General features: G+C 52.6%; 14 protein-coding genes. 4 read left to right on the top strand and 10 right to left on the bottom strand.

Going from position 1 to position 14,552, the window contains the following annotated elements; translation table 11 throughout:
* Positions 1 to 287: 287 nt before the first annotated feature.
* The 7 genes from QWV57_RS01685 to gatC all read right to left on the bottom strand — a co-directional run bounded on the left by QWV57_RS01685 (position 288) and on the right by gatC (position 6,464).
* Positions 288 to 770: a transposase gene (locus QWV57_RS01685; protein WP_301100200.1), complete on the bottom strand. Its 483-nt coding sequence runs from the start codon at positions 768 to 770 to the stop codon at positions 288 to 290.
* Positions 751 to 975, bottom strand: a complete 225-nt coding sequence (locus tag QWV57_RS01680; RefSeq protein ID WP_223810860.1) for a hypothetical protein — start codon at positions 973 to 975, stop codon at positions 751 to 753. The genes QWV57_RS01685 and QWV57_RS01680 overlap by 20 nt, the downstream gene beginning before the upstream one ends.
* Positions 976 to 1,055: 80 nt before the next feature.
* On the bottom strand, positions 1,056 to 1,514 hold the full coding sequence (locus QWV57_RS01675) for a transposase (RefSeq protein WP_223810859.1): 459 nt from the start codon (positions 1,512 to 1,514) through the stop codon (positions 1,056 to 1,058).
* Between the two features lie 264 nt (positions 1,515 to 1,778).
* Complete coding sequence (locus QWV57_RS01670) at positions 1,779 to 3,083, bottom strand: homocysteine synthase (RefSeq protein ID WP_020753974.1); 1,305 nt, start codon at positions 3,081 to 3,083, stop codon at positions 1,779 to 1,781.
* A 175-nt stretch (positions 3,084 to 3,258) separates the two neighbouring features.
* Positions 3,259 to 4,689: an Asp-tRNA(Asn)/Glu-tRNA(Gln) amidotransferase subunit GatB gene (gene gatB, locus QWV57_RS01665; RefSeq protein WP_129446982.1), complete on the bottom strand. Its 1,431-nt coding sequence runs from the start codon at positions 4,687 to 4,689 to the stop codon at positions 3,259 to 3,261.
* 14 nt (positions 4,690 to 4,703) lie between these two features.
* The gene (gene gatA / locus QWV57_RS01660) at positions 4,704 to 6,161 is read right to left on the bottom strand and encodes an Asp-tRNA(Asn)/Glu-tRNA(Gln) amidotransferase subunit GatA (RefSeq protein WP_015373828.1); all 1,458 of its coding nucleotides are present in this window, start codon (positions 6,159 to 6,161) and stop codon (positions 4,704 to 4,706) included.
* Positions 6,162 to 6,173: 12 nt separating this feature from the next.
* Entirely contained in the window at positions 6,174 to 6,464 is a 291-nt protein-coding gene (gene gatC, locus QWV57_RS01655) for an Asp-tRNA(Asn)/Glu-tRNA(Gln) amidotransferase subunit GatC (RefSeq protein ID WP_013144149.1), read from the bottom strand.
* 365 nt (positions 6,465 to 6,829) lie between these two features.
* On the opposite strand from gatC, the gene QWV57_RS01650 reads away from it, so the two are divergent.
* The 4 genes from QWV57_RS01650 (at position 6,830) to QWV57_RS01635 (ending at position 10,501) form a co-directional block, all read left to right on the top strand.
* Entirely contained in the window at positions 6,830 to 7,405 is a 576-nt protein-coding gene (locus tag QWV57_RS01650) for a Uma2 family endonuclease (RefSeq protein WP_015373827.1), read from the top strand.
* 184 nt (positions 7,406 to 7,589) lie between these two features.
* A complete protein-coding gene (locus QWV57_RS01645) occupies positions 7,590 to 8,117 on the top strand; it encodes a hypothetical protein (protein WP_301100199.1) in 528 nt (175 codons plus the stop codon).
* A 29-nt stretch (positions 8,118 to 8,146) separates the two neighbouring features.
* Positions 8,147 to 8,923: a VOC family protein gene (locus QWV57_RS01640; RefSeq protein WP_020753983.1), complete on the top strand. Its 777-nt coding sequence runs from the start codon at positions 8,147 to 8,149 to the stop codon at positions 8,921 to 8,923.
* Positions 8,924 to 9,025: 102 nt separating this feature from the next.
* Entirely contained in the window at positions 9,026 to 10,501 is a 1,476-nt protein-coding gene (locus QWV57_RS01635) for a flavin monoamine oxidase family protein (RefSeq protein WP_015373824.1), read from the top strand.
* A gap of 84 nt (positions 10,502 to 10,585) precedes the next feature.
* On the opposite strand, the gene QWV57_RS01630 is transcribed toward QWV57_RS01635, so the two are convergent.
* The 3 genes from QWV57_RS01630 to ligA all read right to left on the bottom strand — a co-directional run bounded on the left by QWV57_RS01630 (position 10,586) and on the right by ligA (position 14,551).
* Positions 10,586 to 11,143, bottom strand: a complete 558-nt coding sequence (locus tag QWV57_RS01630; RefSeq protein ID WP_020753986.1) for an LOG family protein — start codon at positions 11,141 to 11,143, stop codon at positions 10,586 to 10,588.
* Between the two features lie 175 nt (positions 11,144 to 11,318).
* The gene (locus tag QWV57_RS01625; RefSeq protein ID WP_033004787.1) at positions 11,319 to 12,542 is read right to left on the bottom strand and encodes a CamS family sex pheromone protein; all 1,224 of its coding nucleotides are present in this window, start codon (positions 12,540 to 12,542) and stop codon (positions 11,319 to 11,321) included.
* Complete coding sequence (gene ligA / locus QWV57_RS01620) at positions 12,539 to 14,551, bottom strand: NAD-dependent DNA ligase LigA (protein WP_020753988.1); 2,013 nt, start codon at positions 14,549 to 14,551, stop codon at positions 12,539 to 12,541. The genes QWV57_RS01625 and ligA overlap by 4 nt, the downstream gene beginning before the upstream one ends.
* Position 14,552 lies beyond the last annotated feature (1 nt).

Here is a 14,552-nt window from a genome sequence, read left to right as displayed (position 1 = left end):
GTTGAATAACAAACTGATTTCATCCCCTATATCCTGAATCTCATGTCACCGATGCCTTGTTGATAGAGACATTTTCACATTCAAAATAGATTAAAATCATAAGATTTTTCTAATGTTTCGGTATGTACCTTTTGGAGAAGATCGTACCGAACTCTCTCAAAGCATGTCATGCTCTCTGTTGAAGGAAGAAATCAGCAAATCGGGCTATTTTGGTGCATGTGAAAACACGGGAACCCCCCATACCCGTCAAGTTTAGCGGTATAAAATTTTTAAGACGATACTCGTGTTCATCCCCTCAGTGAATGATGAGGATCACCTCCATTATTAGGCATACCAAATCCCCCTCCAGAAGAGGGGTATTTGGTATTTATATCCAACCATATCTCTAATTTCGTTACGATATCTGATGCCGTTTCTTCCCCTTTCCTTCGACCTTTCTTGGCATGTTTTCGCAACAGGGAAAGGAGAGAGAAAAGGTTGATTTCCGCCATATGCGAACGCAAAAGCAACTGATGCCAATACGACTGGAGAAGATCGAGCGCTTTCCGTTCACTGATTTGAATGTCTTCCTTTTGATGCCAATACATCCGAGCTTGAAACAGAAACGTCTGGGTGGCCACAATGGCAATCAACGTCCCGTATAAATGGCATTCGACACATTCTTTTTTCATCTCCTTGACTTTCTCCAAATCCAATACGGATTTCCAGGCTTTAAACAACCATTCCATTTGCCAGCGCAGGGAATAGAGCTCATAAACCTGTTTGACCATCAAAGGACTCTTGTGGTAAATTCGTCAGTAAGATGTGGTATTTCTTTTGTTCGAGGGTTTGGCGTGCCAGCGCCTTCCCTTTTCTTTTTTCCTTTTTCCGCACATACGTCATCCGTTTTTGCCATTCTTCCGCCGTCAGACGGCGGAAAACCAACCGTGGAACATACAAGCGTTCCTTTCCGATGTACATATGTTCCATTTCCACTGATTCCCCTCCCTCTCATTGATTCCTAAGAGATTCCCAATCCCATTCCTTCCACTGGCCATTCTCCTTGATATACACGTTCATATCGGAACGGAGCCGAGTAATATCATACGCTCCACGGCGTCGATCTCAGCCAGTGCGGCAACGGAGAAAAAGCCCAAATCCCGAATCCATAGGTCATTCGGTAAAATCGTGTGTTGGGCATGATAAGCAAAACGAGCGTCCGAGTCATTGGCCGATTGAACGCATAGCTGAAGGCAGGCGCCGGATAACAAGTCATATTCAAACTGAATTTTCACCCCCGACGAAACGGAACCTCGATAGTCTTCCCCATAGTCAGCGGAAACCAAAAAGCTGGTGGAGTCCAAAATCCGCAGGCGGGTAAAACAAGTTCGATAGGTCTCCATGGCTGACAAAAGCAATGGACGTTGATGCAGGAGGAGAAGGAAAAACACTTCTCGCAAAAATGCCACGGCTTGATCGGTAAAAGGCTGATTCAAGCCTTCGCTTGAAAGGGAACAGCCATGCCAGAGCGTCAAGGCCGCACACAACCGCTGAAGCGACTGTTTGGCCAGTGAGCCATCTCCCCATGCACAGAGAGTCAGAAAGGCTTCCGCCGTTAACGAACGCTGCCGCCGGATAAAGCCTGTTTTCCGTGCGAGACGGGTTCATTCTCCGGGAGAAAAGAGTTGACGAATGGTTTGAATCCATGCTTTCATTTGTTTTTCCATGAAAAAAGAGCGCCCTAGTTTGTCGATTAGGGCGCTCTTTCTATTTTCTAAATGGTTCTCGCTTCGTTGCTTCTACTTCACCCCCACCGTCTGGCTTTGACGAATGGCTTGGCGCAAGTCGTCCAAAATGTCGTCGATCGCTTCCGTGCCGACGGACAGACGCACAAGGCCCGGGGTGACGCCGGCGGACAGCTGTTCGTCCGGGCTCAGCTGCTCGTGCGTCGTGCTGGCCGGGTGGATGATGAGCGATTTCGAATCGCCGATGTTGGCCAAATGGGAGAACAGCTTGACCGAGTCGATCAGTTTTTTGCCAGCTTCGACGCCGCCTTTGATTTCAAACGTGACGATCGCGCCCTGCCCATTCGGCAAATACTTTTTCGCCAGTTCATGCGACGGATGGCTCGGAAGCCCTGGGTAGTTGACCGATTCAACTGCTTCTTCCTCTTCTAAAAACTTGGCGACGGCAAGGGCGTTTTCGCTATGGCGCTGCATCCGCAAATGGAGCGTCTCCAACCCTTGCAAAAGCAAAAACGCGTTAAACGGCGACAGCGCCGCTCCTAAGTCGCGCAAGAGCTGGATGCGCGCTTTCGTGATGTACGCTGCTTCGCCGACGGCGTCCACATACACCAACCCGTGGTAGCTTGGGTCTGGCTCGGTGAACTCCGGAAACTTGCCGCTCCCTTTCCAGTCAAACTTGCCGCTGTCGACAATCACACCGCCGATCGAATTGCCGTGCCCGCCGATGAACTTTGTCGCTGAGTGGACGACGATGTCGGCGCCGAATTCAATCGGCCGCAACAAATAGGGGCTGGCCACCGTGTTGTCGACGATGAGCGGAATGGCGTGGCGATGGGCGATGTCGGCGACCGCTTCAATGTCAAGCACATCGTTTTTCGGGTTGCCGATCGTTTCCGCAAACAACGCTTTCGTTTTGTCGGTGATGGCCTTCTCAAAGTTTTCCGGGTCAGACGGATCGACAAACTTCACCGTAATGCCGAACTTGCGCAGCGTATGGGCGAACAAGTTGTACGTTCCGCCGTAAATGGACGACGACGAGACGATTTCATCGCCCGCCGAGGCGATGTTGATGATCGAATAAAACACCGCCGCCTGCCCCGATGACAGCGCAAGCGCTCCAATGCCGCCTTCAAGCGCCGCGATCCGTTTTTCGAACACGTCGTTCGTCGGGTTCATAATGCGAGTGTAAATGTATCCTTCCTCTTTCAAGCCAAATAAATTGGCTGCGTGCTCGCTGTCGCGGAATACATACGAGCTTGTTTGGTAAATCGGCACCGCCCGCGCGCCCGTTTCCGCATCCGGTTTTTGCCCGGCGTGGATGGCGAGCGTCTCCGGGCGGAAGGTTTGTTTATTGCTCATCGTTTCCTCTCCCCTTTTTGACCCTTCGAGATTTCATATCCTACTAAATCAATTGGTTTTTTCTTATAAAAAATCTATCATTCGATCACAACGTTTGTCAATTGTATTTTTTTAATAGTGCAAAAATTTTTATTGAAAACAGAGCCTGCCGGTGGGCAGGCCTCCTATTGTTTCATTATCGTTTTCCAATTTCCTCTACTAACAGCTTATTGACAAGCGGCGGATTCGCTTGTCCTTTCGTCGCTTTCATCACTTGGCCGACAAGGAAGCCGAGCGCGCGGTCTTTGCCGTTTTTATAGTCTTCCACCGACTGCGGGTTGGCGTCAAGCACTTCGAGCACAATTTTGCGCAACGCTCCTTCGTCGGAAATTTGCACGAGCCCTTTTTCTTTGACGATTTTCTCTGGGTCGCCGCCGTGTTCGACGAGTTCTTTGAACACTTTTTTCGCGATTTTCGACGAAATCGTGCCGTTTTGGATGAGTTTGATCATCCCAGCCAAACTTTCCGGCGTCAACGCGATGTCATGGAGCTCTTTTTGCTCGGCGTTTAAGTACCCGGATACTTCGACCATGAGCCAGTTCGACGCCAGTTTCGGATCGGCGCCGTTTGCGACCGTTGCTTCGAAGAAATCCGCCATTTCTTTGGTCAGCGTCAGCACTTTGGCGTCGTATTCCGGCAAGCCCCACTCCTCGATATACCGCTTCCGGCGGGCGTCCGGCAGCTCCGGAATCGAGGCGCGGACACGCTCTTTCCATTCGTCGTCAATATAGAGCATGACCAAGTCCGGCTCCGGGAAGTAGCGGTAGTCTTCCGATCCTTCTTTGACGCGCATGAGGACGGTCGTTTTCGTCGCTTCGTCAAAGCGCCGCGTTTCTTGGCGGATGACGCCGCCTGAAAGCAAAATTTTCTCCTGCCGCTTCGCCTCATACTCGAGCCCCATGCGGACGAAGTTGAACGAGTTTAAGTTTTTCAACTCCGTTTTCGTGCCGAATTGGTCCGATCCGATCGGGCGGAGCGAAATGTTGGCATCGCAGCGGAGCGATCCTTCTTCCATTTTGCAGTCGGAGACGCCCGTGTATTGGATGATCGCCTTTAATTTTTCCAAGTAGGCGTACGCCTCTTCCGGCGAGCGGATGTCTGGTTCGGAGACGATCTCGATGAGCGGCGTCCCTTGGCGGTTAAAATCAACGAGCGAATAGCCGTCGCCCGTATGCGTCAGCTTGCCGGCGTCTTCTTCCAAGTGAATGCGGGTGATGCCGATTTTTTTCTTTTTCCCGTTCACTTCGATTTCGATCCAGCCGTTTTTGCCAAGCGGCTGGTCGTATTGCGAAATTTGGTACGCTTTCGGGTTGTCCGGATAAAAGTAGTTTTTGCGGTCGAATTTCGTCTCGGTCGCGATTTCGCAGTTTAACGCCATCGCCGCTTTCATCGCAAACTCGACCGCCTGCCGGTTCAACACCGGCAGCACGCCCGGATACCCTAAGTCGATGACGTTCGTTTGCGTGTTCGGGGGCGCGCCGAACGCGTTCGGGCTGCTGGAGAAAATTTTCGATTTCGTTTTCAGCTCGACGTGCACCTCAAGTCCGATGACCGTTTCAAAGTTCATCACCTAACCCCCCCTTACAACACCGGTTTTTGCTTATGGTAGTCGGTCGCTTGTTCAAAAGCGTGGGCGACGCGGTAGACAGTGCTTTCATCAAAGTGCTTGCCGATGATTTGCAAGCCGACCGGCAAGCCATCGACAAAGCCGCACGGCACGGAAATGGCCGGCACGCCTGCCAAGTTGACTGGAATCGTTAAAATGTCGTTCATATACATCGTCAGCGGATCGTTCGTTTTCTCACCGATTTTAAACGCCGGTGTCGGTGTCGTCGGGCCGATGATGACGTCATATTGTTCAAAGACGTTCTCAAAATCTCGTTTGATCAATGTCCGCACTTTTTGCGCTTTTTTGTAATACGCATCGTAATAGCCCGAGCTTAACGCGAACGTCCCGAGCATAATGCGGCGCTTGACCTCCGCCCCAAACCCTTCGCTTCGCGTCAGTTTATACATATCGATCAAGTTTTTCGCGTTGTCCGTCCGGTAGCCGTAGCGGACGCCGTCAAAGCGAGCCAAGTTCGCTGATGCCTCGGACGAAGCGAGCAAATAGTACGTCGCGAGCGCATATTTCGAATGCGGCAGCGACACTTCTTCCCACGCCGCACCCAGCTTCTCAAGCACGGCAAGCGCCGCAAGCACCGACTGGCGCACGCCTTCATCGACGCCCTCACCTAAATATTCTTTCGGCACGGCGATTTTCAATCCTTTGATGTCCCCGGTCAACGCCTCCACATAGTTTGGCACCGGAACATTTGCCGATGTCGAATCCATCGGATCGACACCCGCTATCGCCTGCAATAAGTAGGCGTTGTCTTCGACCGTGCGCGTAATCGGGCCGATTTGGTCAAGCGACGAGGCAAACGCGACGAGGCCAAAGCGCGAGACGCGTCCGTACGTCGGCTTCAAGCCAACAACCCCGCAAAACGCCGCCGGCTGGCGGATCGAACCGCCCGTATCAGAACCTAAAGCAAACGGCACTTCGCCGGCCGCCACCGCCGCCGCCGAACCGCCGCTCGAGCCGCCCGGAACGCGCTCTACGTCCCACGGGTTGCGCGTCAGCTGAAAGCCGGAGTTTTCCGTCGACGAGCCCATGGCGAACTCGTCCATGTTCAGCTTCCCGATCGTGATCGCCCCTGCGGCATGCAGCCGCTCCATGACAGTAGCGTCATAAATCGGGTCAAAGTTGTATAGAATTTTGCTGGCGCATGTCGTGCGCAATCCTTTTGTGACGATGTTGTCTTTAATGCCGATCGGCAAGCCGAACAGCGGGTTCGTTTCTTCACCTTTGGCGAGCCGGTCATCGAGCTCCTTCGCTTTCGCCCTCGCCTGTTCTTCATTTAATGTTAAAAACGCTTGCACTTTCTCTTCCACTTCGCCGATGCGGCGGTACGATTCGTCGACGAGATCGGAAACGGACACTTCTTTTTTCTGCAGCAACGTATGTAATTCTTGCACGGAATGGTCAAAAAGCGACATAAATCCCCCTCCTTACTCTAAAATGGCCGGCACACGGAACTGGCCGTCTTGCTGATCCGGCGCGTTTTTCAACACTTCTTCGCGCGGCAGCCCCGGTTCTGGAATATCCTCGCGCATCACGTTTCTCATATCAAGCACGTGCGAAGTCGGCGGAACATTCTCCGTATCCAATTCATTCAACTGCTCGGCAAATGTAATGATCGCATCGAGCTGTTTCGCAAACATCTCCGCCTCTTCATCCGTAATCGCCAATCGCGCTAGGTCGGCGACGTGTTTGACTTGGTCAATCGAAATTCGCGACATGGTTTCACCTCCAACGAGTTCGACCTATCACAATACCATGATGATACCAAACTTTCAACGAATGAAGCAACAGTTGCCGCGTGTTCTGAGCGAGAATCAATCTACATATTCGCGATGCAAATGAATACAACGTTCCATAACACCCCCCAATAGCGAAGGCAGGCGTGAAACCGGGAGGATTTAATTTTGATGTAGGAATATTTCGTTTTCCTGAACAGCGCACAATAGGACGTCACTCGCATGAGTAAACGGTTGATGGGAGAAAAAGGACGCGCTCCTAATTTAGACACAGGAAGGAATCGCTCGTGACGCCTTTTTTTATTCAAAGAAATACGATAAAATGAAAGCACAAGGAGGGAAATTGCATGTCGCTGCCAAATCAAAATCATCCATGGACATATGCAGATTACGTAAACTTCCCTGAGGAAAAACGATATGAGGGAATTGACGGCGTCCTATTTATGACTCCTTCACCTACACCAAGACATCAACGTATCGTGACAGCTTTGTCAGCACAGTTTTTCGACTTTCTACACCATTCCTCGTGTGAAGTATTTGTCGCACCGATCGATGTATGTTTATTCGCAACAAAAGATACTCCTCTTCATGACATTAAAGATTGGTATATTCCCGATTTCATTGTTGTTTGTGACAAACAAAAAATTGGTGATGAGCGAATTTATGGGGCGCCTGATCTTATCGTAGAAGTTCTTTCTCCATCTACCGCCAAACACGACCGCATTACGAAATTTCACAACTACGAACAAGCTGGTGTCAGAGAATACTGGATTGTCGATCCGGTTCATGAGACCGTCGAAAAATATGCCTTGCAAGATCAAAAGTTTCACCAAGCGGGAGTGCACTATAAAGATGAAACGATTTGCCCTCATATTTTTCCAAAGCTCTTCATCTCATTGCCAAAAGTATTTGCTTCCATGTGAACATCTCATATTTTGGATGCTGCTGACAAAAATCGGGAGGATTGTTGGGCATCGATATGGAATAAACCGTTGACAAACAAGGAATGGGAAGGAGTTTGTCCGCCATGGATGTTCAAATTTTCTTGATTGACAACCCCGAACATATGTACTATAATGGCCATAACAGACGAAAAAAGGGGGAATCATGACGATGAGTGACGCTTTGCTCGCCCAAGTGCTTGATCGCCTGAACGCCATGGACAGCACACTGCAAAAGCTCGTAGAAGGCCAAGAGCGGCTCGAGCGTGAACAAATCGCCATTCGCCAGGAACAAGAAGAAATTCGGAAAGAGCAACAAGAAATTCGGAGAGAACAGCAAGAAATCCGAAAAGAGCAGCAGGAAATCCGTTTGGAACAACAGCGTCTGCGTCAAGAACAAGATTCGCTTCGCGCTGGGCAAACGGAATTGAACGGCATCGTGGCTGCTCTCCTCCACCGCCAAGACGAAACAGACGCCAAACTGGAAGCTCTCGCTGCTGACATCCACCAGCTTCACCGGGAATTTTCCTCATTGAAACAAACGGTGGACCGCCTCGAACAAAAAATGGATTCCCGTTACGAACAATTGTCCACCCAAATCGAAGACATCAAGCTCGATTTGAATTTTATCGCCCACCGCACCGTCGATAACGAACGAATCATTTACAAGCTCAAAGAAATGCTGTTCCGCTGATCGATTCCATCTAGGAGGAGGCCGCCGCCATGCATGTCGTGTTTGACCATCTCGTCCATCTGGTCGAACGACCCGAGCAAGCGAAAACGGCGTTTGAACAATGGGGGTTTACAGCCATCCATGGCGGCCGCCATCCGTCATGGGGAACGTACAACGCCTTATGTTACTTTGAGCATTTGCGCTACATTGAATGGATCGGCATTGCTGATAGACAGGCGGCGAGAACGTGCGGAAATCCGCTCATCGCCCAGCTTGTCGCCGACCGCCAAGAAGGAAACGGCTTCTCCCAATTTGCCTTCCGCACGAACAACATCGAAGCGGTGGCGGCACATCTCAAACGAAACGGGTTTACCCCAATCGGTCCGCTCCCCGGCAGCCGCGAGCGCGATGACGGCAAGCGGCTGACATGGTCGATGCTGTTTATCGAAGACGACACAGACGGTGCATTTCGCTATCCGTTTTTCATCCAATGGGGCGACGGCGATGACGTGCGGATGAACGAGCTGGCACCGCTCATGAGACACCCGATTGGCTCTGTTTCGCTGTCGTCAATTAGCATCTACACCCTCGATCTCCAGCGGGCAGTCAACGGCTACCGCCGGCTGTTTGACTTGCCCAAACCCGATGTGGGGCGCGATGAGGCGGGAGCGTATGCGAAGCTCGCTGTCGGCGGCATTGCGATTCGGTTCTATGAGGCTGACCGACGTCATCCATCAACGCGCCCGTTTTCGTGCCGGATTGTGGGGGTGCAGGAACAGCGCTCCATCGAAATCGATGGCGCGACGTATATCGTTTCCAGGCCGTGACGGGCATTCCTATTCTCACATACTCCCCTTTGCCGCGGAATAAGATGGAATAACCGCACCTTCATCCTCGCGCGGTGAAAACGGCAAAGGGGGAGTCCAACCGTGTCCCACCCGTATGTTTCTCCAAAACTCTCAATGGAAACGATGATCTCGATTATTCGCCACGGCTTAAAGAAAACGACGGCGCCTCAACATATCGTCATCATCGGCGCCGGGATGGCCGGGCTTGTCGCAGCGTCATTGCTGAAGCAAGCCGGCCATCGCATCACCATCTTAGAAGCATCCGAGCGGGTCGGCGGCCGCATCTACACGCTCCGCTCCCACTTTCGCGACGACCAGTATCTCGAAGCCGGCGCGATGCGCATCCCGCACACCCATCAATTGACATTGGAATATATCAAAAAATTCAACTTGCCGCTCCACCCGTTTATCAACAGCACCCCGCGCGACATTTTATATTTCCGCGGTGTGAAAGCACGCCTTGGCGAATATGAGCGGCATCCCGGCCTCTTTGGCTTTCCCGTCGCCCCCCACGAACGGGGAAAAACCGCTTCCGAGTTATTGCAGATGGCCATTCGTCCGGTCGTTCAATTCATTGAACAAAATCCGGAAAACCATTGGCCAATTGTCATCGAACGGCTCGACCGCTATTCGCTGGACGCCTATTTGCGTTACAATCCGTTTGGCCTATCGTTGTCCATCGGCGCCATCGATATGATCAAAGCCGTTCTTTCGCTTGGGGGATTGCCGGAACTGTCGTTTCTGGAAATGTTGCGTGAATTGATGGTGCTGTTTACCCCGAACATCCGTTTTTACGAAATCGTCGGCGGAAACGACCGGCTTCCAAAAGCCTTTTTGCCGCAGCTGAAAGATGATATCCTTTTCAGCCACAAAGTGCAAAAAATCGTCCAGCGCGAAAACGGCGTCACCATCCACGCCACGCACACCAAAATTCTTCAACCGTTTCAAGTCACCGCCGATCGAGCAATCGTCACCATCCCATTTTCGATTTTGCAGTTTGTCGACATCGAACCCCGCCATTCATTTTCCGAAAACAAATGGAAAGCCATTCGTGAACTTCACTATGCCGGTTCGACGAAAACGGGCATCCAGTTTAAAACGCGGTTTTGGGAAAAAGAAGGCATGTTTGGGGGCAGAGCGGTTTCCGATCTGCCGATTACGTATACACAATATCCAAGCCAAGGCATTGGCACCACGGGGCCAGGTGTCGTATTGGCGAGCTATACGTGGGAAGATGACACCATTCCTTGGGACAGCTTGGGCGATGAAGAGCGACTGGAATATACGCTGAAAAATTTAGCGATCCTCTATGGAGAGCAAGTATACCGTGAATTTGAAACCGGAACGAGCCATAGCTGGGTTCGCTATCCGTACTCCGGCGGTGCCTTCACGATGATGAAGCCGAATCAAGTGACGGAGCTGTCGCCGTATATCGCCACTCCCGAAGGGAGGGTGCATTTTGCCGGGGAACACGCTTCCACCCACCACGGATGGATTCAAGGCGCCATTGAATCCGGCATTCGCGTCGCCCATGAAGTGAACAATGCACAGGCTTGATGAACCACTGGCAGCCCGCACCATCGTTTTGATTGGCCTTGAAAGATCAAATGCACCGTCATGATCGCATAAAAAGACCCGTCATCACTGTCTACGATGATGGCGGAACAGGCTCATCCGCTCATACAGCGTCGGAACGTCTTCGGCGCTGACGATCAGCTTGAGATCTTCCGGCGCGGCAAATCCGTTTTCGACTGTATGCCGAAGCAAATGAAGAAGAGGATCGAAAAACCCTTCCACGTTAAGCAGGCCAATCGGTTTTTGGTGGAGGCCGACGCGCGACCATGAGAGCACTTCAAACAGCTCTTCATACGTCCCATACCCGCCTGGCAAGGCGATAAACCCGTCGGCCGCTTCATACATTTTCGCCTTGCGCGTATGCATCGTATCGACGACCACCAGCTCGCTCAACCGGTCATGCGCCACTTCCCTGTCTTTTAAAAACTGCGGAATGATGCCGATCACACGCCCTTGATGGCGAAGCGCCGCCTCCGCGATTTCCCCCATCAAGCCGCGTTTTCCGCCGCCGTAAATAAGCGTCGTGCCGCTTTGGGCGAGAAACGTTCCGAGCGCTTTCGCCGCTTCCTTGTATTTTACACTTTGTCCATAACTTGATCCGCAAAACACACAGATGGCTTTCATGATCGCGACACACCTTTACTCGCATCTAGGTCTTCATTATTTTATCAGTCTGTCCCCCATCCGGCAAATCACACCGACAGGCTGCCACCGAATCCGTTTACAACAGCCTTTTCGAACCGCAACGTCGCAAAAACCGCATCCCCTCTGGCTCGTCCAGAGAGGATGCGGCACGTTGTCATTGATAAATATGCACAAACGGCTCGTCTGCTTTCGCCTGACGCACGATGAGGCTTTCCGGCTGGCCGGCCGAGGCGATGTAGACATTAACGGTGATGTAGTCCGGGAATTTTTCCATCACCAAACCGGTCACGTATTGGGTAAAGCCGATCACTTCCGCTTTGCCGTAAAACGGCATCGTAATGTTGATCGTTAACTTCTGAAGCTGGTCGTTGACGTACAACCCTCTGCCGACGATGCCGGTGTAGTTCGGGAAAAAGTCTTCAACATCTGATTTAAAATTGTTGAATTTGAGCCAGTCATCACGATGGTTCTCTTCCGCCTCATCAGACGGGAATACATAATATTCCTCGTTCACCGCCTCCCAATCATCGATGGTGCTGCTTCCTTCATCGACATGGGCGACGGCGAAAAAGTGGCCTGGAACAACAGATGAACGGGGCGCTTGTTTGTACAGGGCGATCGTAATCGGCACGTTCCCAAGCCCTTTCATGCTCCGCAGCCGCTTCAGCACCTCGGCGGCGATCCGCTTTCCTTCCCGTTCGATGACATCGTCTTTGATTTTGACCTCCCGCGGATAGCCTTGCTCGGTCGAATAATAGTGGACGGAGTTTAACGCCAGGCCGATAGCGATGCCGCCGAGCTTCACTTTGTCGTTGTCGATCTTCACCAAATAATCATGTTCCAAAATGCTCGCCAAATAAATCGGGCTTTGTTTGTTTTTTTGTTCGTTTGTTCCCGTGTCGCCAATCGGTGGGTTTAAGCCGATGTTGTCTTCCGGCTTCATTTTCTCTTCCTTCAGCTGGCGAGCCGTCTTCTTGCGAGCGAGCCATTTTCCAACCGTCTCACTGTCTAAATATTGCCCTTCTTGGAACAAGTACTCATCTGCCGGAAACTGCTCAGTGGCCAAGCGCATGAGCCCCGTCTCAAATTCGTCGACATCAAGGCGCGTATTTACATCATTGACGACCTCCCCACGGGCCCCGGACGGTTTGAACGGAAGGATGACGCGGTAATACGAGTCGGCAATGTTGTATTTCGGGATGACGGCTTCTTGCTGTTTGCTGCCTTTGTCTTGCACGACTTCCTCACCTTTGTCAAACTTCGGCGCACACGCAGACAACAAACAAATCGAAGCGAGGCCGACAGCGGCCAACCGCTTTCGGGCCCGATTCGTCCAACGGCAGGCAACCAAACTGCGAAGTGGTGAGATTCGTTTCATCGTTTCCCCCTGTTGATCTCTTGCAAAAATCGTGATTCGTCCCAAATCTCAATGCCAAGCTGCTGGGCTTTCTCCAGCTTCGATCCGGCGTCCTCACCGGCGATGACGATGTCGGTGCTGCGGCTGACGCTGCCGGTGACGCGCCCGCCGAGCCGTTCAATCTCTTCTTTTGCCTCATTGCGCGACATCGACGCGAGTTTGCCGGTCAAGACGACCGTTTTGCCGGCGAAGGCGGAGTCAGCAGGCGCTTCAGCCGCCCGCTTCGGCCCTTTGTATGCCATGTTGACGCCGTAAAGCCGCAGCTCATGGAGCAGCTCGGCCGCTTCTGGCTGGGAAAAGAAGGCGATGATCGAGTCCGCCATTTTCTCGCCAATTTCCGGCACGGCCATCAATTCCTCTTTCGTCGCTTTTTCCAGCCGCTCCATCGTTTCAAAATGCTCAGCCAAAAGTTGGGCGGCTTTCGCCCCGACGTAGCGGATGCCAAGACCGAACAGCAACCGCTCGAGCGAGTTTTGCTTCGATGCCTCAATCGCTGCAAGCAAGTTGGTTGCTGACTTTTCGCCCATCCGTTCCAAACTGATGAGCTGTTCTTTCGTCAAGCAGTACAAATCGGCGACATCGTGGACGAGGCCAGCGTTAAACAGTTGGGTGACGACTTTTTCGCCCAACCCTTCAATGTTCATCGCTGCTCTTGAAGCAAAATGGATGAGCCGTTCGCGCAGCTGGGCCGGGCATTTCGGGTTTAAGCAACGGAGCGCCACTTCTCCATCCAGGCGGACGAGCTCGCTTTCGCATTCCGGACAATGCGTCGGCATGACAAACGGCGTTTCATCCCCGTCGCGCCGGTCGACGACGACGCCGACCACTTCCGGGATGATGTCGCCCGCTTTTTTAATGATGACCGCATCGCCGATGCGAATGTCTTTTTCCCGTATAAAATCTTCATTATGAAGAGTGGCGCGCTGCACGGTCGTGCCAGCGACGCGGACCGGCTCTAAGATCGCGGTCGGCGTGACGACGCCCGTGCGGCCGACGTTCACCTCAATGCCGATGAGCGTCGTCACCACTTCCTCGGCTGGGAATTTGTAGGCGATCGCCCAGCGCGGGCTTTTTGCCGTCGTACCAAGCTCCCGCTGTTGGGCGAACGAGTCGACTTTAATGACGATGCCGTCGATTTCGTACGGCAGCTGCGGCCGTTTTTCGTGCCACTCGTTGACGAAGGCGATCACCTCATCGATGTTGGCGCAGCGCCGCCGCTCGGGATTCACTTTAAACCCAAGCGCCTGTAAGTAGTCGAGCGCCTCGCTGTGCGACTCAATGCCAAGCTCTTCAGCATTGGCCAAACCATAAACGAACAAATCGAGCTGGCGCGACGCCGCCACTTTCGGGTCGAGCTGGCGGAGCGAGCCGGCCGCCGCGTTGCGCGGGTTGGCAAACAGCTCCTCGCCGCGGGCTTTTCGCTCCTCATTCAAGCGCAAAAACGACGCTTTCGGCATAAACGCTTCGCCGCGCGCCTCAAGCGACACCGGTTCTTTCAGGCGGAGAGGCAGCGAGCGGATCGTTTTCAAATTTTCTGTAATGTCCTCGCCCGTCGTTCCGTCGCCGCGCGTCGCTCCTTGCACGAAATAACCATCTTCATAGCGGACCGAGACGGCGAGGCCGTCGATTTTCAACTCGCATACGTACGCTGCTTCGCCGACTTCCTGGCGGATGCGGCGGTCAAAATCGCGCAAGTCGCCTTCGCCAAACGCGTTCGCGAGACTCATCATGGGAACAACATGCGTCACTTTGCGAAACGCCTCAAGCGGCGGGCCGCCGATGCGCTGGGTCGGCGAGTCGCTCGTTTTCAATTCCGGATACTGTTCCTCGATGGCCATCAACTCTTGCATGAGCCGGTCATACTCGGCGTCCGGGACGGACGGCCGGTCGAGCACATAATATTCGTAGCCATAGCGGTGCAACAGTTCGCGCAGCTCGGCCGCGCGCCGTTCGGCTTGTTGGCGGTCCATA

The organism is Geobacillus zalihae (assembly GCF_030414215.1).
GTDB lineage: Bacteria > Bacillota > Bacilli > Bacillales > Anoxybacillaceae > Geobacillus > Geobacillus zalihae.
Note: the sequence above shows the minus strand (reverse complement) of the source record. Positions and strands in the feature narration are given on the sequence as shown.

Excerpts from the sequence above, each read along its gene's own strand:
- gatC (WP_013144149.1), bottom strand. The coding sequence starts at position 6,464 with ATGTCGCGAATTTCGATTGACCAAGTCAAACACGTCGCCGACCTAGCG.
- QWV57_RS01670 (WP_020753974.1), bottom strand. The coding sequence starts at position 3,083 with ATGAGCAATAAACAAACCTTCCGCCCGGAGACGCTCGCCATCCACGCC.
- QWV57_RS01645 (WP_301100199.1), top strand. The coding sequence starts at position 7,590 with ATGACGATGAGTGACGCTTTGCTCGCCCAAGTGCTTGATCGCCTGAAC.
- gatB (WP_129446982.1), bottom strand. The coding sequence starts at position 4,689 with ATGAACTTTGAAACGGTCATCGGACTTGAGGTGCACGTCGAGCTGAAA.
- QWV57_RS01650 (WP_015373827.1), top strand. The coding sequence starts at position 6,830 with ATGTCGCTGCCAAATCAAAATCATCCATGGACATATGCAGATTACGTA.
- QWV57_RS01625 (WP_033004787.1), bottom strand. The coding sequence starts at position 12,542 with ATGAAACGAATCTCACCACTTCGCAGTTTGGTTGCCTGCCGTTGGACG.
- QWV57_RS01685 (WP_301100200.1), bottom strand. The coding sequence starts at position 770 with ATGGTCAAACAGGTTTATGAGCTCTATTCCCTGCGCTGGCAAATGGAA.
- gatA (WP_015373828.1), bottom strand. The coding sequence starts at position 6,161 with ATGTCGCTTTTTGACCATTCCGTGCAAGAATTACATACGTTGCTGCAG.
- QWV57_RS01630 (WP_020753986.1), bottom strand. The coding sequence starts at position 11,143 with ATGAAAGCCATCTGTGTGTTTTGCGGATCAAGTTATGGACAAAGTGTA.
- QWV57_RS01640 (WP_020753983.1), top strand. The coding sequence starts at position 8,147 with ATGCATGTCGTGTTTGACCATCTCGTCCATCTGGTCGAACGACCCGAG.
- ligA (WP_020753988.1), bottom strand. The coding sequence starts at position 14,551 with ATGGACCGCCAACAAGCCGAACGGCGCGCGGCCGAGCTGCGCGAACTG.